The organism is Bacillus sp. MZGC1 (assembly GCF_002998605.1).
Lineage (GTDB): Bacteria > Bacillota > Bacilli > Bacillales > Bacillaceae > Bacillus.
The window spans coordinates 70,999-91,858 of record NZ_PVRE01000005.1 but is presented as its reverse complement, the minus strand read 5'-3'; the positions used below and the strand labels follow the sequence as shown (position 1 = coordinate 91,858).

The window sequence follows — 20,860 nt, the reverse complement described above, 5'->3', positions numbered from 1 at the left end:
ATTGAAACAACAAACAAACGAACCGTGGTGGAAAAAAGCGGTGGTCTATCAAATTTACCCGAAGAGCTTTTTAGATACAACGGGCTCAGGTACAGGCGATATCAATGGTGTGACAAAAAAGCTTGATTATATCAAACAGCTGGGGGCGGATTGTATTTGGCTGACGCCAATGTATGAGTCCCCGCAGCATGACAACGGCTATGATATTAGTGACTATACAAAAATCCATGACATGTACGGCACAATGGCGGATTTTGAACACATGCTGAAAGAAGCCCATGATCGAGGCATACGAGTCATCATGGATTTAGCCGTCAATCATACATCCATTTTCCATGAGTGGTTTCAAGCCTCACGCGAGTCAAAGGATCATCCTTATCGAGATTATTATATTTGGAAGGAGCCTAAAGCAGACGGATCACCGCCGAATGATTGGCAGTCAAAATTTGGCGGTCCAGCCTGGGAGCTAGATGAAGCAACGGGAGAGTATTATCTTCATTTATACGATGTCACACAGGCGGATCTCAATTGGGAAAAGGATGAGGTGCGCAGGCAAGTATATGACATCATGCATTTTTGGTTTGATAAAGGAATTGATGGATTCAGGCTGGATGTCATCAACAACATCTCGAAAGATCAACGCTTCTTAGATGACGCCGGACAGTCTGTGCAAGGAGACGGCCGGATGTATTATACGGATGGCCCAAGAATTCATGAGTTTCTGCATGAAATGAATCAAGAGGTTTTTTCGAAATATGACAGCATGACAGTCGGGGAAATGTCTTCAACGAATATCGCAGACTGCATTCGGTATACAAGACCGGATCGGCAGGAGCTGGATATGACGTTTAATTTCCATCATTTAAAGGTCGATTATCCAAACGGAGAGAAATGGGCCCTCGCACCATTTGATTTTCAGGAATTGAAGTCGATTCTGTCCGAATGGCAGACGAAAATGCATGAGGGCGGCGGCTGGAATGCGCTCTTCTGGTGCAATCATGATCAGCCGCGTATCGTCTCAAGATACGGTGATGATGAAACGTACCATAAGCAATCAGCGAAGATGCTGGCGACTACCATTCATCTCATGCAAGGGACTCCGTATATTTATCAAGGTGAAGAAATTGGCATGAAGAATCCTCGGTTTGAGGACATATCGTCTTACCGCGATATTGAATCACTTAATATGTATGAAGCCATGCTTGAAAAAGGGAAATCAAAGGAAGAAGCACTCGCCATTTTACAGGTCAAGTCAAGAGATAATGCGAGAACACCGATGCAGTGGACCTCAGAAAAGAATGCAGGTTTCTCAAAAGGAACACCTTGGATTGAGCCAGCCAATAACGACATTTCGGTCGAAGCTTCATTAAAAGATAAGACATCTATTTTCTACCACTATCAAGCCCTTTGCAGGCTGCGTAAAGAACTTGACGTGATCACATATGGAAGCTTCACCTTACTCTTAGCAGATGACCCGAAGGTTTTTGCTTATGTGAGAGAAAGTGATGAGGAGAAGCTTCTTGTGATCAATCACTTTTACGCAGGAGAGACGGACTTTACGCTTCCTGATGAGCTTGTGCAGGCTATAGATGAGATGGAGGGGCAAGTGCTGTTATCCAATTATGAGGATGTACCGGCAGATATGAAGGGATTTACGTTGCGTCCATATGAGTCAATCGTTTATCATTTAACCAAACGCTAGAAAATGGGGCGGAGGGAAAATGAAAGAGAATAAGTTTCGAGTGATTTATGATCAGCTCGCAAGACGAATTGAACAAGGTGATTGGCAGGATAAAGGCATTCTGCCATCAGAGCATGAGCTGTCCTTGATGTACGATACGTCCCGTGAGACGGTGAGAAAGGCATTAAATATCCTTGTGCAAAATGGCTATATCCAAAAAATCCGCGGGAAAGGCTCTGTCTTGCTGAATCGTGAGAAAATGCAATTCCCAGTCTCGGGTCTCGTCAGCTTTAAAGAGCTTTCCCAAACACTTGGCCGAATGACCGTTACGACGGTTCACGAATTTGGTTTAATCAAACCGGATCAGTATATTCAGTCTCAGCTGAAAATAAGTGGGCAGGAGGATGTCTGGGAAGTCATCCGCTCTCGCAATATTAGCGGAGAAGAAGTGATTTTAGACAAGGATTACTTTTTGCAAAAGCATGTGTCAGTCTTGTCGAAGGACATATGCGAAGGGTCCATCTACGAGTATATTGAAGGAGAGCTCGGTGTATCAATCAGCTATGCCCAAAAGGAATTTGTGGTAGAGCCATGTACAGAAGAGGACGCCAAGTATCTTGATTTGAACGGGTTTGACCATGTCGTCGTCGTGAAAAATTACGTGTTCTTAGAGGATACAAGTTTATTTCAATACACGGAAAGCCGTCACCGATTAGACCGCTTCAGATTCGTCGATTTTGCAAGAAGAGAAAAAGTGGACAGAGCATAGGCTCTGTCCATTTCAGGTTTTGGGAGAAGGAGAGAGATAGACGACGAATAGATCACCATTTTTAGGAGGAAAGATGATTAGATTAAATAGACCACTAAAATTAAGAGATTTAGAAATATTCAGCGTGATGAAAGATCATCAGATTTTATGTTATGTCATCATTGAAGATACGCGAAAACCGTTTACGGAAGAAGACAGAAAGCTAGAACCATTATGTTATATGGATGAAGAAGATATACAAGCGATTTTGAATGTTTTTCATATTTCCATTATCAATGATGAAAAATTAAGTAAAGAGGATTTAACTCTTGTAGAAGATTATTTTGCTGATTTTGTAAATAATACGAACTTAACGAATTTTATTATAAGAGATTATGTTTTAAAGGATTTATATGATGTCGATGATGAAAATGACATCATGTTCTTTAATAGAATGCTTCGTCATATAGGGTCAGATGATGTGAAAGAATTTGACGACCGCAATTGGATCTATTTATCTCAAGATTGATGTCTTATTCCATAAAAAGTGGACAGAGCATAGGCTCTGTCCTTTTCCTTTAGGATGATACATTTTTTCTTGTACGCTTGCGCTGGTAGTAATAAAGGATACCGCCTGCGGCGAGCATGAGCACGCCAATCAGTACAGCTGTATACATCATCGTGGCTGTATTCGGCAGTGTGCCGCCTTGGAGGCCGGTTCCATCTTGGTTTGGATCTGTACCTGTGCCTCCGCCTGGTGCTGATGTTTCGCCGTCTCCACCAGTTTGATCTGGAGTTGTTCCAGCTGCCCCGCTTTGGTTGAGGACGGTGTATTCGCTGAAGTGCTCAGTTTGACCTGATGCGACTCCGTTTTCAAATGATCCATTACTAGTTTTGGCGTAACGATTTTTCTTGCGATCCACATAATACACACTAGGTTTTTTCGCTTTTTGAGGCTCGTCTAGTGTAAAGGATAGAGTGACCGGGTCTTTAAAGGTCGAAACCTTTTTCTTGTCTTGTTTGATTTGGAAATCATACGTATCCGTTAATGCGTTTTTCACTTTATCCGTCTTTGTCATCCATATATCTGCGCTTTTCTCGGATAAATTCGAGAGCGGCAATGCAAGTCCCACTTTGTCATGATAGATGGTCACGTTTGGATCTTGCTCTCTTTTCTTCAGCTCTGCTATTTGCGCTTTTGATAGAGACAATTGAACGTTTTTCGCTTTGCTTGCTTTGTCTAGATAGAGCAATGCTTTGTTTGTATGCTGCACATATGTTTGGAATTTCTTATCATCTTGAATGTCATAAGCGCCTTTTCCTTTCGCACGAGGAAGGAACACTTCTTTCACCCTGTGATCGATAACAGGCGAAATCTGCCCGTCTGCCTTTTCAATTTGCTCTTTGAAGATTTCATAGTCGACATACCCTAAGTCTTCGCCATGAGAGGCTTCTGTAAAGACGCTGTAGCCGTCGCCGCCTGTGCCGACAAATGCATTTGTGGCTACGCGGTATGTTTTCTCATCATCAATGTCTGTCAGTTGACCTTTTTGGTCTTTCAGTTTCACATCAATCAGTCTGCTGCCAGCTGGTTTACTGAGTGTAAACGTATATTCTATGCCAGCTGCATGAGGGAATGCGCCTCCGCCTTCCTCTATGCCTGACAGCCCCTGTTCGAGTGCTTTTTTAATTTGACTGCCTTTTAAATCTGCGACATAAAGTGTATTTCCGAAAGGCATCACCGTTAAAATATCACCTAAAGTGATATCTCCTTTTTCAATGCTGCCTCGAATACCGCCGCCGTTTGTGATGGCAAGGTCAGCACCGGCAGATTCTTGCGCTTTCTGCAGCATGCCGTCGGCAATAAAGTTCCCAAGATTTGTTTCCTTCGCACGGACGTGCTCGCGTTGTCCGTCTAATAGGACATCTGTATAGCCGACTTTTTCTGTTTTTAAATCTTGAATATCTGCTTTGTACCCATCAAGGATTGCTTTTGCATCTGCATCTTCTTTGACAGAGTCATCAATAGAGATCAGGTCAAAAGAAGATTCTTTTGGCTGTACGACGCCTTTTTTGTCAAAGGCTACGTCTACTTTCCCTAAAAATTGTCCGTAGTCTTTCACCTGAGCGACAATTGTAGGTTCTTTTTTATTGATGACCTTTAATTTTTCAACAAGTGTGTGCGTGTGACCGCCAATGATTAAATCAATACCGTCAACTTTTTGAGCCAGCTCAAGATCACGATTGTAGCCAATGTGTGTTAACGCAATGATTTTATTGATTTTTTCTTCTGTTTGAATGGTGTTGACTGTTTCTTTTGCTTTCTTGTACGCATCTTTAAATTGAATGTTAGGACCGCTGCTGGATGTAATGGCTGTGTCTTCAGTCGTTAAGCCGAATACGGCCACCTTTTCACCATTAACATCAAGCAGGATGTAAGGGTAGATCCCGGCTTCTTTTTTCTCACCAGCTTTAAATGAGGCTGGTTTTTTCACTAAGTCGCTCAATTGTTTTTCCTTCGAGACATCCACGTTTGATGACACGACCGGGAATCGAGGCTTTTCAAATTGATGACGGTTTTTCTGATCGACATCTGATGCATCACCTGTCAGAAATTGACGTAGTACAGAAGGACCTTTGTCAAATTCATGATTACCAAACGTCATGGCATCGTATTTCATTAAGTTCATCAATTTCAGATCGGCAAGTCCTTGCCATTTTGTGAAGTATAGGTCACCAGAGAAGACATCTCCAGCGTCCAATAAAATATTGTTCTTGCTTTCAGCACGGATTTCTTTGATCTTTGTTGCGCGTCTTGCCGCATCATCAAGGTGTGCGTGTGTATCGTTCGTATGCATGACTGTTAAATTCCAGTTGTCTGATGAAGGCGGTTCTGTTGTGCCATCCTCTTTAAAGGCTAGCTTGTACACACCAAGACCATCTGTGCTTGCGTTACGAACAAAGTCTACGCTGCTTGATTTCTCAGCAAACGGTTTGGCTAAAAGAGAAGATTCAAAAGTTACTGTTGCGCCTTTCACCGGTGCAATGGCCCAGTTTTGATCAGCACTTGGGTTGATGGTTTTTTGTTCGATAATATAATCCATCAGCACTTGACGGTTCTCATCTGCTGAGGCAAGCACCACTTTATCTTGGGTCAGATGCGGAAAGCCTCCGCCGCCAGAAGCACGATAGTTATTTGTCACGACTAAAAATTCTTGATTGTCAGAGACTGTTTTCCCGTTGTAAGACAGGTTTTTGATGCGGTTTGCATTGGCGTTGACAAGTGTGCCTGTTGTGCTGTATTTAGCAGGCTGCGTCACATCGACTTGGTATGTCACACCATCTATTACATCAAAGTTATACGAGCGGTATTCCTCGTTTAAAATCGGTTGTTCTTTTGAAACGTTCGGTTTGATCTGATTAAACTGTCCGGCAGACATCTCTAACCAGTCTTTCACTTCACTGCCTCTCAGTTTCACAATCTGCACGGTGTTATCGTAAAGGTAGAGATCGCCGATGTTCTTAATCGCTAAATCTCCTTTTGCGATATTTGTATAATAATTTACACCGTTTCGTCCGCCTGCTTTAAACGGCGCACCTGCAGATAAAATCGGTAAATTTTGATACGCAGTGTCCTTCATTTTTTCTTGTGCATACCATTTTTGGGCATCTGTCACAATTTGAATCGAAGGGTCATCCATCACTTGAGCGAAAAAGCTATTAATGTCTGCTTCTGTTTTGCCAACAGGCTTTCTCACGTAATCAAGTGTGTTTTGATGCGTTGTTTGAATGGCATCTTTTACTGTGCTTTTCTGAGATGATACTCCGGCAACAGATTCGATCTTGCCTGTTCCGTCGGTGACCTTCCAGCTGCTGCCGTCAGGCTCTAGTGTTAAATCAATGACTCCGAGGTAGCTGCCCCAGTTTTTTGACATGACGACTGGGATGCCGTTGATGGTTCCTTTTGAGACATCGAATTTGTCAACGCCGTTATATTCAGCGCTTGGGAATGTGCCATGCTGGTGCCCAGATACAATGGCATTGATGCCTTTTGTTTTCGTGGCAAGGTCAAAGATCATATTTTCTGATCCTTTAGGTGAAGCTGTTTTTTCAATTCCTGTATGGGCAAGAGCGACAATGACATCTGCGCCTTTCGCCTTCATTTCAGGAATGGTTTCATTGGCAGATTCGACGATGTCCTGCACTTGGACTTGTCCATCTAAATGCTTCTTATCCCACGTCATAATTTGTGGTGGAACAAATCCTATGTAACCAACTTTCACAGTTTGTGAGGCTCCGTTTGCATCTTTAAAGGTTTTATCTTGGATCACGTAAGGTGTAAAACGGTGTTCTCCATTTAGCTTTTTGACGTTCGCATTGACAATCGGGAAGTTGGCGCCCGCAATGGTACCGTCAAGGAAAGATAATCCGTAGTTAAATTCATGATTGCCAAGTGTTCCTGCATCGTATTTTAGTTTGTTGAGTGTATGAATAATGGGGTGAACCTTTGTTTGATTGATGATGCTGTCTTTCTCATGTTTGTAAACGTATTCTCCAAGAGGGGTTCCTTGAATCAGGTCTCCGTTATCAACAAGGAGTGTATTTGGATTTTGTGAACGGTGCTTGTCAATCAGCTCGGCTGTTTTTGCCAAGCCAAATTCATTTGTTTCTTTGTCGCTGTAATAATCATAATTCATCATGTTCGCATGAACATCGGTTGTGGCTAAGATGCTGACCTTTACGGCTTTGCCGTTTTCTGTTTCTGCATGAGTAGGTACTGCTGGGAGAATGAGACTAATCATCATAATGGAAGTGAGCAGAATAGACAGGTTTTTCCTTCGTTTAGACCTATGTGTTTGCTTCTTCACCTGATCTCCGCCTTTCTAATTTTTTTGACCACAATACCTATTGTAGAAATGTTTCGTTAACTTTTGTAGTTATTTTTTGCAGATTATTGTAAAGATAACATAAATCATACGAATTACCTTGTTAAGGGAATACGAATGAGTCGAATTGCTTATTTTTATCATAAGGGGTTTTCTGATAGGGATAGGATGTTTCATTTCAACATGCCCGGGTATAGTGTGTAGTGTAAACGATAATCAAGCAGGAGGGTTTCTACATGGGTAAGAAAATTGCAGTTGTATTAACAGATTACTTTGAGGATGTTGAATTCACCGAGCCTGCAAAAGCCTTTAAAGATGCAGGTCATGAAATCACAGTGATTGAAAACGAAAAAGGAAAAACAGTGAAAGGGAAGCAAGGAGATGCAGAAGTGAGAGTGGATGCGTCCATTGATCACGTGAAGCCTGAAGACTTCGATGCACTTCTCATTCCTGGCGGTTTCTCACCAGACATTCTGCGTGCAGATGATCGTTACGTCCAATTCACTAAAACATTTATGGATGAGAAAAAACCAGTATTTGCGATCTGTCACGGACCGCAATTGCTTATTACAGCGAAGACGCTGGAAGGAAGAGGCGCAACTGGCTATACATCCATTCAAGTAGATATGGAAAACGCAGGCGCTAAATTTAAAGACGAAGAAGTTGTCGTTTGTCAGGATCAGCTTGTGACAAGCCGTACACCTGATGACATTCCAGCATTTAACCGTGAATCATTAAAACTGCTTGAGAAATAAACCGCAGTTATGACAGGATAAAAAAAGCCAGCACCTTAAGGGGTGCTGGCTTTTTCTGCGCATGATGTAAGGAAACTGCGTGCAGACCGCAAAGCAGCTTCCTGATGCACCATTATTTTCTTAAGTTTTTTAGCTCGCTTGCGATGGCTTGCATTTCACTTGGGCTGAATGAAGATTTTTTCATCACCATTTGGTGAAGAAATTCGATATCTTCGTACTTGTCTGGACTGAAGTCCTCGGCTTTGATGACTCCAATGTTCAGCATATTTAACTTTTGCGAAATGTCTTCAATCAGCTGATTGACTTCAGCCGCTTTTTGCTCTGACAAGGGCGGCACGTCCTTTCCTGCATATATGTCGAATAATATGTCTATTTTAACAGAAATGCAAAAGAATAAAAGGGCTATTAAGATGACACGGAGATGTTTTTCTCCTTTTTCTCCTGCTTAATCTTATCAATGATTCGTTTGGATTCAAATACGACAACCCCTGATAAACCGATGAGCCCGATTAAGTTTGGAATGGCCATCAGCCCATTGAGCATATCTGCTACACCCCAAACGAAGTCATTTTTAAACACGGCACCGAAAAAGACAGCAATGACAAACACGATGCGATAATACATGACGTACGAATCCTTCGCCAAATATGTAAAGCATTTTTCGCCATAATAGGACCAGCCAATGATGGTGGAATAGGCAAACAAGAGCAGACCGATTGCCACAATGGTTGAGCCAACTGGACCGAGGAAATGAGCAAAGGATAACGAGGTCAGCGCATCACTTTTCACTGTTAAATACATATCTGCCATGACAATGGTAATGCCAGTGATAGAACAAACAATGATTGTATCGATAAACACTTGCGTCATAGATACGAGAGCTTGACGGGCAGGCATATCCGTTTTCGCAGCCGCAGCAGCAATTGGTGCTGACCCAAGACCTGCTTCATTGGAAAATACTCCTCGTGCCACACCCCAGCGAATGACAGTTCCAATTGCACCACCTGCCACGGCTTGACCCGTAAAGGCATCTGAGAAAATAAGACCGACTGCGCCTGGAACGAGATCAGCATTCATGACAAGAATGATCAGACCGCAAATGACGTAGAATAAAGCCATGACTGGTACAAAAATAGATGTGACCCGGCCAATGCTTTTAATTCCGCCTAAAATCACGAGTGCCGTAAAAGCCGTAATGATGATACCTGTTACCCATGTTGGAATTTGAAAAGTAGAATTCATGACTCCTGAGATGGAATTAGACTGTACCAGGTTGCCGATCCCAAAGGCAGCACTGGCGCCGAAAACAGCAAATAGAACGCCTAGCCATTTCTGTTTCAATCCATGCTCTAAATAATACATAGGTCCGCCAGACATTTCGCCTTTTTCGTTTTTGATCCTGTATTTAACTGCAAGAACAGCTTCTGCAAACTTAGTGGCCATTCCGAAAAATGCAGCAAACCACATCCAGAATACCGCACCCGGACCACCCGCTATAACTGCCGAGGCCACACCTACGATATTCCCTGTACCGACAGTTGCAGCAAGAGCCGTCATTAACGCTTGGAAATGAGAAATATCTCCTTCTGACATTTTGTCTTGTTTAGAAAAAGCGAGCTTTAAAGAATAAGGAAGTAATCTAATTTGAATGAAGAGAACGCGAAAGGTGAGGTATATTCCAGTACCAACAATTAAAATCAATAGGGGAGGCCCCCACAAAAAATTGTTCATCGTCGTGACAAACTGCTCAATTATTCCCATCTAATATCCCCCTTTGTTTGTGTAATTCTCCTAAAGTTTCTCCTGTTTTTGTGTAATTTGTCAATGGCGATGAGAGCTTTTCTTGCAAAGTTTCCAAAAGAAAAAGGGCTTGATATGATAGAGAAAAGGTTTTCGAAAAGAACTCTTAGGGAAAAGATAGGAGGAGAATGAAGAATGATTCATGTGTTATTCGTGTGTCTTGGCAATATTTGCAGGTCACCGATGGCAGAGGCCATGTTTAGAAAAAGAGTAGAAGATGAGGGGCTTAGCGAGCACTTTGTGATTGATTCAGCAGGGATTGGCGGCTGGCATCAAGGAAGTCCTCCGCATGAAGGAACGCGAAAACTGCTTGATGAAAAAGGCATCAGCTATGAAGGAATGACTGCAAGACAAATCATGGAGAAGGATATCACCACATACGACTATATCATGGCGATGGATGCAGAAAATGTAGGGGCACTTCGCAGTATAGCCGGCTATGGGAAACATCACTTTATTGGCCGTCTTCTTGATTTTGTAGAAGACGACGATCGAGATGATGTGCCAGATCCTTATTACACTGGGAACTTTGAGGAAGTCCATGAATTAATTGAAACAGGAATTGACCGTTTTTTGACGTATGTAAAGAAAGAGAACCACCTTTAACTGAAAGGAGATCAGACGAGATGGAAGAAAAAAATCAAATCGTGCTCCGAGGAGCTGTCATAGGAGCAGCTTGCGGCGCATTGCTGACTTTATTTCATCGGCCAACGAGAATTGCACTCAAAGACAAATGGAATGACTGCCAGCAAAAGCTGGATGAATACCGCCAGGAGCCAGGCAGAATATCGGCTTGCATGAAAGAAAAAATGGAAGAAACGAAGCAGCTGATGCGAACAGTCTCAGATGATTTGTCATTTTTAAATGAACAGGTCAATCAGTTAAAGGAAACAACCCCAAGGGTATTAGAAATTATTGAAGAAACAAAGGATCACTTTCAATCGAAACAGACAGATTGATCATTGGAGATGAGGCGTATGGGTTTTATTAAAGCGTTAATTGAACGCTTTTTGCTGCATGAAGGACCGGCAAAATCTGCTGAGCTTGCGTATTTCTTTTTGCTTTCATTATTTCCGTTTCTCATCTTCGTGCTGACACTGGTTGGGTATTTGCCGCTGACGTCAAAGGATGTCCTGAGCGTCATTTCTGGTTATGCGCCAGAAGGAGCGCTTTCGATGATTGAATCCATTGCCGATCAGACGCTGAATAATCGTAACGGCGGGTTATTATCGTTCGGGATTATTGCCGCCCTTTGGTCAGCATCTAACGGCATTAATGCCGTCGTCAGAGCTTTTAACCATGCTTACGAAGTTGAGGAGAATCGTTCCTTCATTCTCGTACGTTTAACATCGATTATCTTAACGATCGCGATGGTTTTGACCATTATTTTTGCCTTGATGCTGCCTGTCTTTGGAAAAGAACTTGGTTTATTTGTCGCTAAATTAGTCGGGCAGTCAGATGCCTTTCTCACCGTATGGACTGCGATGAGATGGATCATTAGCCCGCTGATTTTGTTGATTGTTTTTACATCCTTGTACTATTTTGCTCCAAACATTAGGCTGAAATTGAAATTTGTTCTGCCAGGTGCCATTTTTGCATCGATTGGATGGATTTTGGTCAGCATGCTGTTTTCATTTTACGTAGGCGAGTTTGCCAACTACAGTGCGATGTACGGAAGCATTGGGGGAATCATTATTTTAATGATCTGGTTTTATTTAACCGGCATCATGATTATCCTTGGCGGCGAGCTCAATGCGCTTTTACATAAACGTAAAATCGTACCAGGCAAGCTATAAAGAAATCCGGGCATCCTAAAGAAGAACGAACAAGTTCAATCTGAATGGATGGGGGAGAAATCACATATGTCCAAACAATCGAAAAAAGGCGGAAGCAATACGAAACAAAACAAAGGTCATCAGCCTAAGCACAAAACAAGCGGCAGTGCGAACGGGCAAAATGGATATCACTAAATGAAAAAACTCCTCTGCATAGCGCAGGGGAGTTTCTATTTCACGATCGTATATATCGCTTAAGGTTAAAAGCGGCATCAGGCTTTGACTGATAGTGAGGATCGAGCTGGAATCCAGCATTCATCGCTACACGTTCACTTCGAACATGACCTACAGGACAAAAAATTTCAAATCCATCGACTTTTGTAGAAAATATTTCTGTCATATATTTCACGATCGTTGTCACAATACCCTGACCTTGTGCGTCTTGACCAATCCAATAACCAATATTGCCTATTTTCTGATCAAACGTCAGACGGAACACCCCGATAAGTTGATCGTTCAGCTTAATGCCAGCTTCCAACCCTTTTTGTTCATTGTAGGTAGTTTGAGTCGATTGAATAAATGTTCTGACATCCTCTATGCTTTTGCAGTGATGGACCCATGGAAGCCATTCCTCTAAATGAGCCTGATTCTCTTGAATAAGTTTCAATAATGTGTCCGCATCATCAAATTGTAGAGATGTCAAAGTCAATTCATTTGTGATGTCGTATGTAAACAAAGATCGTCCCTCCATTTTAATGACTTTCAACCACTGCTGCCGTTCGCCCAAATCGAACGCAGAAAAACACGAATAATATCACGATGCTGACAAGGTAAAGTAAATTCATTCCTTCAAACGTTTGCACAAAGATTCCACCGAGAACAGGCCCGAGAATACTCCCCGCACTAAACGCCATCCCGCACATCAAATTTCCAGCAGGAAGCAGATGCTTTGGCAATAAGTCGGTCATATAACTGATGCCAAGTGAGAAGGTAGAGCCTACAGCCATTCCGGCAATAAAGAAACAAATCGCAACAGCCAAAACCGATTGAATGAAAATTCCTGCTAGTAGGAAAAAGAAAGACCCGACGAGTGTGACACATAAAATGATGCGGCGCCTGCCAAACCGGTCGCTGAGCATCCCGAGAGGTAGCTGAAAGACAATACTTCCAATGGCAAACGCAGGTAAAATAAACGCCACTGCATCCACTGTTACCCCGCTTCTAAGTGCATACACAGGGAAGTTGCTATTGAGTGTCGTTTCTAAAAAGCCATAGCAAAACGGCATCATAAAGGCGACCCAGCCAAATTGAAAGGCTTTCTTAAAGCGCTTCAAACTGTTTGTCTGCTCTGACGTCTGCACTTCGCCCGTATCTGGATATGTATTTTTCAAAACAAAAACAAGCAGCCAAATACATAAACTAACGGCACCAGAAACAATGAAAGGTAAAGATGGGTTGATTTCAATGAGTGGTGTTAAAAAAGGTCCAGCGGCAAAACCGAGTCCAAAGGATAACCCATACAATGAAATATTTCGCCCGCGATTTCTCGATGACGACGCATAGGTCACCCACGTCTGTGTAGAGAAATGCAGCATATGATCACCAATCCCGATCATGAGCCGCAGGAAGAACCAGACGACATAAGATTCAAAAAACACAAAGCTAAACAAGCTTAAAAAGACAGCAGCGCCCCCAATGACAATTAACGGCTTAAACCCAAACCGGCGAAGCGGCGCTTCCATAAAGGGAGATGCTAGCAGCACGCCAAGATATAAGCCTGTGGCATGCAGACCGTTTAACGTAGGAGAAGTGCCGGCATGTTCAAAAATAATCGAAATGACAGGCAATAATGCTCCCTGCGAAAAACCAGATACAGATACAAGTAAAATTAAAATCATAAAGTGAATTCTCGACATAAGAAGCTCCTTACAAGTTCATATTTTCATCGTACAATGGAACCATAGGGGTTTCAATAGAAAGGTGGAAAAGGAATGAAACTGATATACGAAACGGACCGGTGGATTGCGGGAACAGATGAAAAGCAGCTGTATATCTCAGGAAAAGAAGAAATGGGGTACAGGCCATCTCAATTGTTCACCTCAGCTATTGCAGGCTGCTTTGGAGAAATGCTCATTCATGTATGCCGGAAAAAGCGAATATCCTGTGAAGGGCTGTCGATCACACATGAAACGACAAGAGCAGGAGCTGTAAACAAAATCTCCCGTATTCATTTACATATCATTTTTGAACACATCAATACATCTAAAGAACAAATAGATAAAGTCATCACAATTGCTTTGAAGCATTGTTCGATGGTGCAGTCTGTGAAAGGAAGTATTGAGGTCACCTTCTCACACGAACGAATCTAAATGTATATGATGCCGGCACTCACGAAAGAATAACAATCAGACATATGTAAAGGAGAATGGCTGTATGAATCGTTTGTTTCTTGTGATTGTCGCAATTGGTGTGCCGCTATCGGTCATTGGCAGTTTTCTTCATTTCCCGCAGGTCATCATGTTTGCCGTGTATTGTATCGCCATTATTGGTCTTGCTAGTTTTATGGGAAGAGCCACAGAAAGTCTTGCCATCATAGCGGGCCCAAGAATTGGCGGGCTTTTAAACGCCACATTTGGAAATGCGGTAGAGTTAATTATTTCATTTTTTGCATTAAAGCAAGGACTGACAGCTATTGTACTTGCTTCATTAACTGGATCAGTTATCGGAAACTTACTGCTTGTGGCGGGGCTGTCTTTTTTCGTTGGCGGATTAAAATATAAGCGCCAAGTGTTCAATGTCCACGATGCAAGGCACAACTCGGGCTTGCTCATGTTTGCCATTATTGTGGCGTTTGTCATTCCAGAAGTGTTTTCGGTGGAGATGGCTGAGGATAAACAATTTGTTTTAAGCATTGGAATTAGCATTGTGATGATTTTGCTTTATGTCGCAGCGCTCTATTTCAAACTGGTCAGCCACCGCGGAGTCTATGTTGCCAAGCTGGAGAGCATGGACGGGGAAGCGGAGACGGAAGAAGAAACACCTGAATGGTCTGGTAAGTTTGCCACTGTGATTTTGCTGCTTGCGACGATTGCCGTTGCGTACATTTCAGAGCGCCTCGTCCATACATTTGATACGGTGGGAGAACAATTTGGCTGGAGTGAGCTGTTTATCGGAGTCATTATTGTGGCCATCGTCGGAAATGCCGCAGAACATGCCTCAGCTGTCATCATGGCGTATAAAAACAAAATGGATGTCGCGGTGGAAATTGCTTTTGGCTCAACGCTTCAGGTTGCCATGATGGTCGCGCCAATCCTTGTCATCAGCTCTCTTTTTTTCAATAAGCAGATGCCGCTCATTTTCTCTTTACCAGAGCTCATTGCGATGGCATCCGCTGTGTTACTCACGGTCATTTTATCAAATGATGGTGATACAAACTGGTTTGAAGGCGCCACATTACTTGCTGCCTATTTCATTATGGCGATTGGATTTTTCCTTTTATAATCTTTTGTGGATAAGGGACGTCTTTGCGGAAAATACTATGGAAAAATGAATGAGAAAGAGTGATGATATGAAAAAGATGCCCCGCATCATGTTTGTTGTTCTCTTATCCTTAAGTTTTCTATACAGCTTTCCAGCGGAGGCGGCGAAGCCATTTAAGGTGCCATCGTCTGTCGCTAGTATCTCAAAGGAGAATACGTATCCGAACGCGTCACAGGATCAGCCCCTGCTCCAGCCGAGCGAGCTGACAGCTGAATTGTTCAAAACAACGAATGTACCGATTGAAAATACCCATTTGATCAAAATGCTGAATGAATCCAGCATTTCAGGGACGCCATTAGCGGTTGGATACCGCGCGACCATTTTCCTTGGAAGATGGGCACTGAGCTACGATTCAAACGAAACGGTTGCCAACTGGGAATACAAAAAAGTGAATATGAACCATATTGATAACAGAGGCGGCAACAAAACTGCCATTGGAAAATACGTTCAAAAGCAGCAAGTGAAAGTGAGCGGCGGGCTCACAGCAAAGGTGCCAAACCCGGAAGATGTGAAAACATTGATGATGCAAAAAGCCATTCAAAAAACAAAGCTGCCCCTCGCTTTTGACACAGTGATTGGCGCAGGAACAAAACGAGATCAGTCGTACCATGTATCTCCGAAAAAAGCAGCTTCGCTTCATGCCTATGCACCAGCGATTAACGAAAAAGGAAAGGTGACATACGGAGAAGTGTACCTTGTGCTCAAAGGAAATAAACGCAAACTCGTCGTAAAAAACGTGACCTCACAAGGAATCGGCGCTTGGATTCCTGTTCAGGATCACCTGACGTTTGGGTTTCAAGGGATGAATTAACATAGTAAAACCCCCTCTTTCACTATAGAAGAGGGGGTTTAATTTGTCGTAAAGTTATTAATGTCAGGCGTGATATAAAACTCTATGATGGCCGAGAAAAATAATAGTATAGTTACTAGCACAAGCCCTGTACAAGTAATTTTACATATATTTTTAAAATTTATTTTCTTCTTTTTATCAAACAATAAAAGGATGGCCTCTTTCAGAAGGATAAAACCAATACCACCAGAAATCATAATAGCCATCAATTCGCTTATACCATGAGGTAAGATGAGAAGTAATGATTGTAAAGGATGCATTAAATACGGAATCGAAATTTTAAAAGCTCCACCAATCATTAATCCATTGATAAACAATATGTATACACTAGATAAACCAAAAGTAACCATTCCAACTATCATCATGATACATATAGATAAATTTTGAAAGAAATAATCAAAAAAATGACGTTGATCATTTATTCTAACAATATCCTCTGAATAATCTCCGTTTGTCATATAAAATCCCATGACCATTCCAATTGTTATGAAGAAAATAGAAGGTAAAATAAGCACTTTTAAAGCATGGTAAAAATCTTTTAAGTAACTCTTAATTGCTTTACTCATCAGTAAACAGCTCTTTTAAATTTTCTGTCGTCACGTTTGTTAATTGCTGATTCCGAAGAAGATATGTAGAGTGACTGAGCTCTTCAACAAAATCTAAAGTATGTGATGAAAAAAGCACACTTCCAAATTGAAGAAATTCTTTTAGCTTCTGAACTAATTTAATACAACTAGATGGATCTAGCCCATTAAAGGGTTCATCTAAAATAAGTAATCGAGGTTTTAATAAAAGAGCAAGTGAAATAGCTAATTTCATTTTCATTCCTTTAGAATAGTCTCTAATTAATTTGTTGGACAGGTAGTCAAGTTCAAAGAATGAAAGCATAGTATTGATTTCTGTTGAGTCTAACTTTTTGTTGTAGAGTCTAGAAACAAAATTGATATACTCGGATGCAGTTAAGTATTCATATACAAGAGAATCATCAGGTACAAAGAAAAGGTGACTTGAATAATGACGATCCTTAGGTTGCTTATCTAAAAAGCGGATAACGCCATCATCAGTTAATCGTATGCCACAAATGATCTCAAATAGAGTCGTTTTTCCTGCGCCGTTTTTTCCTATAATACCAACAGAATCATGTGGCTTAACATGAAGAGACAAATCATGGAGAATGGATTTGTTGTTAATTTGGACATGAATATTATCTAACTTTAACATTTTACTTCCCCTTTTTACTTACTTAAATTAAGAAATTGTATCTTAAGACTAGAGATTTTCAAAATAATAAAAATAAATATCAAATAAATCAATGTAGAGATAATAAAAGCAAGGTAATGCTGTTTATCAAATATGATTAGCATCAGTCCTTCCAGCAAAAAACAAAATAGAATTAGCAAATTCGCAGTCATTTTTGCTTTGCTTGAAGGAAGATTACTTACAAAATTTCTTTTAAATTCTGGATAACTAATGCTTGATAAGAAATAAATACAATTGAATAAGATCATTTGTGTTATTGCCATAACACAAATGAAAATAAAGAAAGGGAAAGACATTTGAAATATGATTGCAGCTATTGTAAAAAGGATAATGAACAGCGTGATATTAATTGAACTAGAGAGAATAATGTGACTTCGTACGATGAATTTGGGATGAATCCCAGTCAATTTCAGAAGTTGAAAACGTGCACCATGAAAATCGATGCTTGCGAGAAAGCAATATGTATCTGATAACATTTTAACAATGGCAGCTGACAGAATGATAAAAACTAAACTCTCATTAGCATTCATAAATGTTGGTATTCTATAATAAAGCAAATATAAAATAAGTATGATAGAAAATAGCGAGCTAAATAAAGGCAAGTATGTCATAATAATTTCTTGTTTTCTTTGTCTTTTGATGTAAGCAATCATTAACTGGATGAGAGACAGCTCCTTTCTTTCATGAAAGGAAAGGTGAGAAATCATTGTTTTAACCTTTCTTTTTTTTGAATTTTCACCAATGAAATGTGCTCTTACCCCATTAGAAAAAGAAGTTCGAATCAATAACATAACGATGATTAATAATGAAATTTGTAAAAAAATGATGAATTTATCTTGGAAAATTGTTGGTAAAACCGCAAAAGGCATTTGGGATATCCAGTTGAAAAACCAATTAAGCATTGAATGAGATTGGAAATCTATTTTGTTGGATAAAAAAATAACAGCTAATATAGACAAAACAAAAATTCTCAGAATTGAAAAAAACAATTGGTATGCTGTCGCAATATAACGGTACCCAATGACAGATAAGTAGAAAACCGCAAATTTCATTATATAAAGAAAGCATACAGAGTTAAGTGTAAATACAATGCCTAAAAAAACCGAACCTATTTGTGAATAATGATATAAAAAAATTGTTGGAATAAGAATTGAAGAGATTAAAACCTCTTTCAAAAATGTGGTTTCAAAATATTTTGCTAGTAACAACTCGTGAAAAGAAAGTGGTGATACAATTAATAATTTCAGGTCATTTTTTGTAGATGTTTTATAAACAGTATTTGTAATGGATTGCTGAATTCCTGTTAATAAAAAAGTAATGATGAAAAAAGTTGATATGTAAAAGATCTCGTTATGTGAAAATAAATGATTGGTATATAATTGAGTCATTATAGTGGTAAAAACTGCGCTGAATAAAAGAATGACGGATAGAGCGACATAAACAAATAAGTCATTCTTTATTTTTAATTTTGGAAGTCGATAGTAAAAAAAAGATTTTTGTCTAAAATAAATATATGTTAGTACATTTCTCATTAGAAAAATGAATCTCCTTTATCTAAAAATATGAGTTATATCACTTCCGAAAAATATAATACATACCTCAATGATTACGAAAATTATCGCAATAGCAATTAATTTTTTTATTTTCATGTTGATTAGTACATGAAAGCCACATATTAACAACATATATCTCCAGATATTAAAGGGATTTATGATAAAGATGGCAAGGGCTGTTAGAAAATGATCGTACTGAGATATATTGGTGTTATCTAAAAATGGAAAGAATAAAAGGCTGATGGCAAAAAAGATTTTTGGCATTTGACTAAATCCATAAATTGAAATGGTCGTTTTGAAACTGATTTCTCTATCTAACATAAAAGTATTTAATAACAAATAGATGGTAAAAGAAGTAATGAAAAAAGTCATTAATGAAAAAAAACTCATACCTAAAGCTATTAAATATAACCACTTGCTTTCCACATGTTCAAAGCGTTCAAAAATGACTTGAATATAAAGTAAGGGTATTAAAGCAGAAAATAATAATGGAAGAGCTATGTTAGGTTTTTTATTAAGAGAGTACATCAATTCTAATGGCTGATAAAAAATCTTGAAAAATCTCATAACGTAAGAACAACCTTTCATTAAAAGAGGAGAGAATCCTCTCCTCTTTGTTAAATCTAGTATACTACCAGTTTATTGCCTGTTTTGTTCCCCACTTTGCGACAGCACCTCTAATAAGTGGGTAAGCAATTGCTCCCCAGCCATACGTAGCACCAGCAAGTCCTATTATCGTTAGAATTCCTAAACCATTATTTACAGCATTAACTATTTCCGTTGCTGTTCCAATAGTTAAAAAAAATTTCGTGGCTACTTCAAATATCAACGTCTACACCCCCTTTCATGACTTTTTGTCCTTTTTGTTTCTTACCTCACTTCTATAAAAGTCAATAACATTAAATAATAACCAAGCAAGGAAAAGGAAATAGATAATTTTTGTAAAGTGAGAGAAGTTGTTAAAGATAAACCCCATAGTAATAAATGGTATGATCATAAATCCAAAATACTGTTTCCACCATATTTTAAAAATAATAACACCACCTAACTTTTATATATAAAATTATGTATTATTTCTCGTAATCACTATAATAGAACTAGACAAAGGAGTAGTAAACCTTTTTTGTTAAATTTTACACAAAAATAGAATATTTAACTTTACTCTATTAAGATACGTTTTTCCTAATTTGAATATAAAGTTTTGCTTTCAAAAGATATTATGAGTTTTAAATAAAAAAGCCATAACATAAGTTTATTTAAATAAACTTATGTTATGGAAAAATTTCCTTTTATTCCCCTAAATCCACATTATGATAAACCTGCTGCACATCTTCAAGCTCTTCTAATACATCGATTAGTTTCTCGAATTGTTCTTTAGATTCATCATCTAATGTCACTTCATTTTGAGGAAGCATTGTGATTTCAGCGACAGTAAATTCTTCGACGCCGGCTTGTTTGAATGCTTCTTGTACTTGATGGAATTGATCTGGTTCAGCGTATACAATCACTGTTTCATCTTCTTCCATGATGTCACGTACATCAACGTCTGCTTCCATTAAAAGCTCAAGCGTTTCTTCTTCACTTTTTCCTTCGACACCGATGACAGCTGTTTGGTCAAACATGTAGGCAACAGAGCCGCTTACGCCCATGTTTCCACCGTTTTTCCCGAATGCCGCACGAACATCTGACGCTGTGCGGTTCACGTTATTGGTAAGGGCATCAACGATCACCATTGATCCGTTTGGACCAAATCCTTCGTAGCGCAGCTCATCGAAATTCTCTTCCGCACCGCCTTTGGCTTTTTCAATGGCACGGTCTACAATGTGTTTTGGGACACTATATGTTTTTGCACGTTCTAGGACAAAACGAAGTGCTTGGTTTGATTCTGGGTTTGGCTCACCTTGTTTGGCAGCCACATAGATTTCACGCCCGAATTTTGCGTAAATACGACTTGTACTGGCATCCTTTGATGCTTTCTTTTCTTTAATGTTGTTCCACTTACGACCCATCTT

General features: G+C 40.0%; 21 protein-coding genes. 10 read left to right on the top strand and 11 right to left on the bottom strand.

The features are described 5' to 3' along the window. Position 1: 1 nt before the first annotated feature. The 3 genes from treC (at position 2) to C6Y06_RS15585 (ending at position 2,958) form a co-directional block, all read left to right on the top strand. Positions 2–1,702 carry an alpha,alpha-phosphotrehalase gene (treC, locus tag C6Y06_RS15595; protein ID WP_106037181.1) on the top strand — a complete coding sequence of 567 codons (1,701 nt, stop codon included), beginning with the start codon at positions 2–4 and terminating at the stop codon, positions 1,700–1,702. A gap of 19 nt (positions 1,703–1,721) precedes the next feature. Continuing rightward, positions 1,722–2,450: a trehalose operon repressor gene (gene treR, locus C6Y06_RS15590; protein ID WP_034665163.1), complete on the top strand. Its 729-nt coding sequence runs from the start codon at positions 1,722–1,724 to the stop codon at positions 2,448–2,450. A 73-nt stretch (positions 2,451–2,523) separates the two neighbouring features. Beyond that, complete coding sequence (locus C6Y06_RS15585; protein ID WP_034665160.1) at positions 2,524–2,958, top strand: hypothetical protein; 435 nt, start codon at positions 2,524–2,526, stop codon at positions 2,956–2,958. 49 nt (positions 2,959–3,007) lie between these two features. Here C6Y06_RS15585 and C6Y06_RS15580 read toward each other — a convergent pair whose 3' ends face one another. Then, positions 3,008–7,297 carry a multifunctional 2',3'-cyclic-nucleotide 2'-phosphodiesterase/3'-nucleotidase/5'-nucleotidase gene (locus C6Y06_RS15580; protein ID WP_106037180.1) on the bottom strand — a complete coding sequence of 1,430 codons (4,290 nt, stop codon included), beginning with the start codon at positions 7,295–7,297 and terminating at the stop codon, positions 3,008–3,010. 254 nt (positions 7,298–7,551) lie between these two features. Here C6Y06_RS15580 and C6Y06_RS15575 point away from each other — a divergent pair, with 254 nt between their 5' ends. Next, positions 7,552–8,070: a type 1 glutamine amidotransferase domain-containing protein gene (locus C6Y06_RS15575; protein WP_060595771.1), complete on the top strand. Its 519-nt coding sequence runs from the start codon at positions 7,552–7,554 to the stop codon at positions 8,068–8,070. Positions 8,071–8,182: 112 nt separating this feature from the next. Here C6Y06_RS15575 and C6Y06_RS15570 read toward each other — a convergent pair whose 3' ends face one another. Next, positions 8,183–8,398: a DUF1128 domain-containing protein gene (locus C6Y06_RS15570; RefSeq protein ID WP_003214000.1), complete on the bottom strand. Its 216-nt coding sequence runs from the start codon at positions 8,396–8,398 to the stop codon at positions 8,183–8,185. A gap of 77 nt (positions 8,399–8,475) precedes the next feature. Continuing rightward, a complete protein-coding gene (locus C6Y06_RS15565) occupies positions 8,476–9,831 on the bottom strand; it encodes an alanine/glycine:cation symporter family protein (protein ID WP_060595772.1) in 1,356 nt (451 codons plus the stop codon). A 174-nt stretch (positions 9,832–10,005) separates the two neighbouring features. On the opposite strand from C6Y06_RS15565, the gene C6Y06_RS15555 reads away from it, so the two are divergent. Genes C6Y06_RS15555 through C6Y06_RS15545 form a run of 3 tightly spaced genes read left to right on the top strand, consistent with a single transcriptional unit; the run spans position 10,006 to position 11,666 of the window. Continuing rightward, on the top strand, positions 10,006–10,476 hold the full coding sequence (locus C6Y06_RS15555; protein WP_034665148.1) for a low molecular weight protein-tyrosine-phosphatase: 471 nt from the start codon (positions 10,006–10,008) through the stop codon (positions 10,474–10,476). A gap of 20 nt (positions 10,477–10,496) precedes the next feature. Then, on the top strand, positions 10,497–10,829 hold the full coding sequence (locus tag C6Y06_RS15550; RefSeq protein WP_060595773.1) for a YtxH domain-containing protein: 333 nt from the start codon (positions 10,497–10,499) through the stop codon (positions 10,827–10,829). 18 nt (positions 10,830–10,847) lie between these two features. Next, positions 10,848–11,666 carry a YihY/virulence factor BrkB family protein gene (locus C6Y06_RS15545; protein ID WP_034665141.1) on the top strand — a complete coding sequence of 273 codons (819 nt, stop codon included), beginning with the start codon at positions 10,848–10,850 and terminating at the stop codon, positions 11,664–11,666. A gap of 214 nt (positions 11,667–11,880) precedes the next feature. On the opposite strand, the gene C6Y06_RS15540 is transcribed toward C6Y06_RS15545, so the two are convergent. Together C6Y06_RS15540 and C6Y06_RS15535 are read right to left on the bottom strand one after the other, a co-directional pair. Next, positions 11,881–12,381 carry a GNAT family N-acetyltransferase gene (locus tag C6Y06_RS15540; protein WP_060595774.1) on the bottom strand — a complete coding sequence of 167 codons (501 nt, stop codon included), beginning with the start codon at positions 12,379–12,381 and terminating at the stop codon, positions 11,881–11,883. Positions 12,382–12,397: 16 nt separating this feature from the next. After that, entirely contained in the window at positions 12,398–13,561 is a 1,164-nt protein-coding gene (locus tag C6Y06_RS15535) for an MFS transporter (RefSeq protein WP_003218010.1), read from the bottom strand. Between the two features lie 75 nt (positions 13,562–13,636). Between C6Y06_RS15535 and C6Y06_RS15530 the strand changes: the two genes are divergently transcribed. The 3 genes from C6Y06_RS15530 to C6Y06_RS15520 all read left to right on the top strand — a co-directional run bounded on the left by C6Y06_RS15530 (position 13,637) and on the right by C6Y06_RS15520 (position 15,996). Further along, a complete protein-coding gene (locus tag C6Y06_RS15530) occupies positions 13,637–14,014 on the top strand; it encodes an OsmC family protein (protein WP_106037179.1) in 378 nt (125 codons plus the stop codon). Positions 14,015–14,078: 64 nt separating this feature from the next. Then, the gene (gene cax / locus C6Y06_RS15525; protein WP_060595776.1) at positions 14,079–15,146 is read left to right on the top strand and encodes a calcium/proton exchanger; all 1,068 of its coding nucleotides are present in this window, start codon (positions 14,079–14,081) and stop codon (positions 15,144–15,146) included. A 67-nt stretch (positions 15,147–15,213) separates the two neighbouring features. Next, complete coding sequence (locus tag C6Y06_RS15520) at positions 15,214–15,996, top strand: YfkD famly protein (protein WP_060595777.1); 783 nt, start codon at positions 15,214–15,216, stop codon at positions 15,994–15,996. 38 nt (positions 15,997–16,034) lie between these two features. On the opposite strand, the gene C6Y06_RS15515 is transcribed toward C6Y06_RS15520, so the two are convergent. From C6Y06_RS15515 to C6Y06_RS15490, 6 genes are all read right to left on the bottom strand, one after another. Further along, positions 16,035–16,601 carry a stage II sporulation protein M gene (locus C6Y06_RS15515; RefSeq protein ID WP_060595778.1) on the bottom strand — a complete coding sequence of 189 codons (567 nt, stop codon included), beginning with the start codon at positions 16,599–16,601 and terminating at the stop codon, positions 16,035–16,037. Next, positions 16,594–17,256 carry an ATP-binding cassette domain-containing protein gene (locus C6Y06_RS15510; protein WP_060595779.1) on the bottom strand — a complete coding sequence of 221 codons (663 nt, stop codon included), beginning with the start codon at positions 17,254–17,256 and terminating at the stop codon, positions 16,594–16,596. The genes C6Y06_RS15515 and C6Y06_RS15510 overlap by 8 nt, the downstream gene beginning before the upstream one ends. A 14-nt stretch (positions 17,257–17,270) precedes the next feature. Beyond that, on the bottom strand, positions 17,271–18,827 hold the full coding sequence (locus C6Y06_RS15505) for a hypothetical protein (protein ID WP_106037178.1): 1,557 nt from the start codon (positions 18,825–18,827) through the stop codon (positions 17,271–17,273). 18 nt (positions 18,828–18,845) lie between these two features. Beyond that, a complete protein-coding gene (locus C6Y06_RS15500; protein ID WP_159049986.1) occupies positions 18,846–19,415 on the bottom strand; it encodes a YIP1 family protein in 570 nt (189 codons plus the stop codon). Between the two features lie 64 nt (positions 19,416–19,479). Beyond that, positions 19,480–19,677, bottom strand: coding sequence for a hypothetical protein (locus tag C6Y06_RS15495; protein ID WP_024425263.1), 198 nt, complete (start codon positions 19,675–19,677; stop codon positions 19,480–19,482). A 460-nt stretch (positions 19,678–20,137) separates the two neighbouring features. After that, positions 20,138–20,857 (bottom strand): YebC/PmpR family DNA-binding transcriptional regulator, encoded by a 720-nt coding sequence (locus tag C6Y06_RS15490; RefSeq protein WP_012009270.1) that lies wholly within the window; start codon positions 20,855–20,857, stop codon positions 20,138–20,140. Between the last annotated feature and the right edge of the window lie 3 nt (positions 20,858–20,860).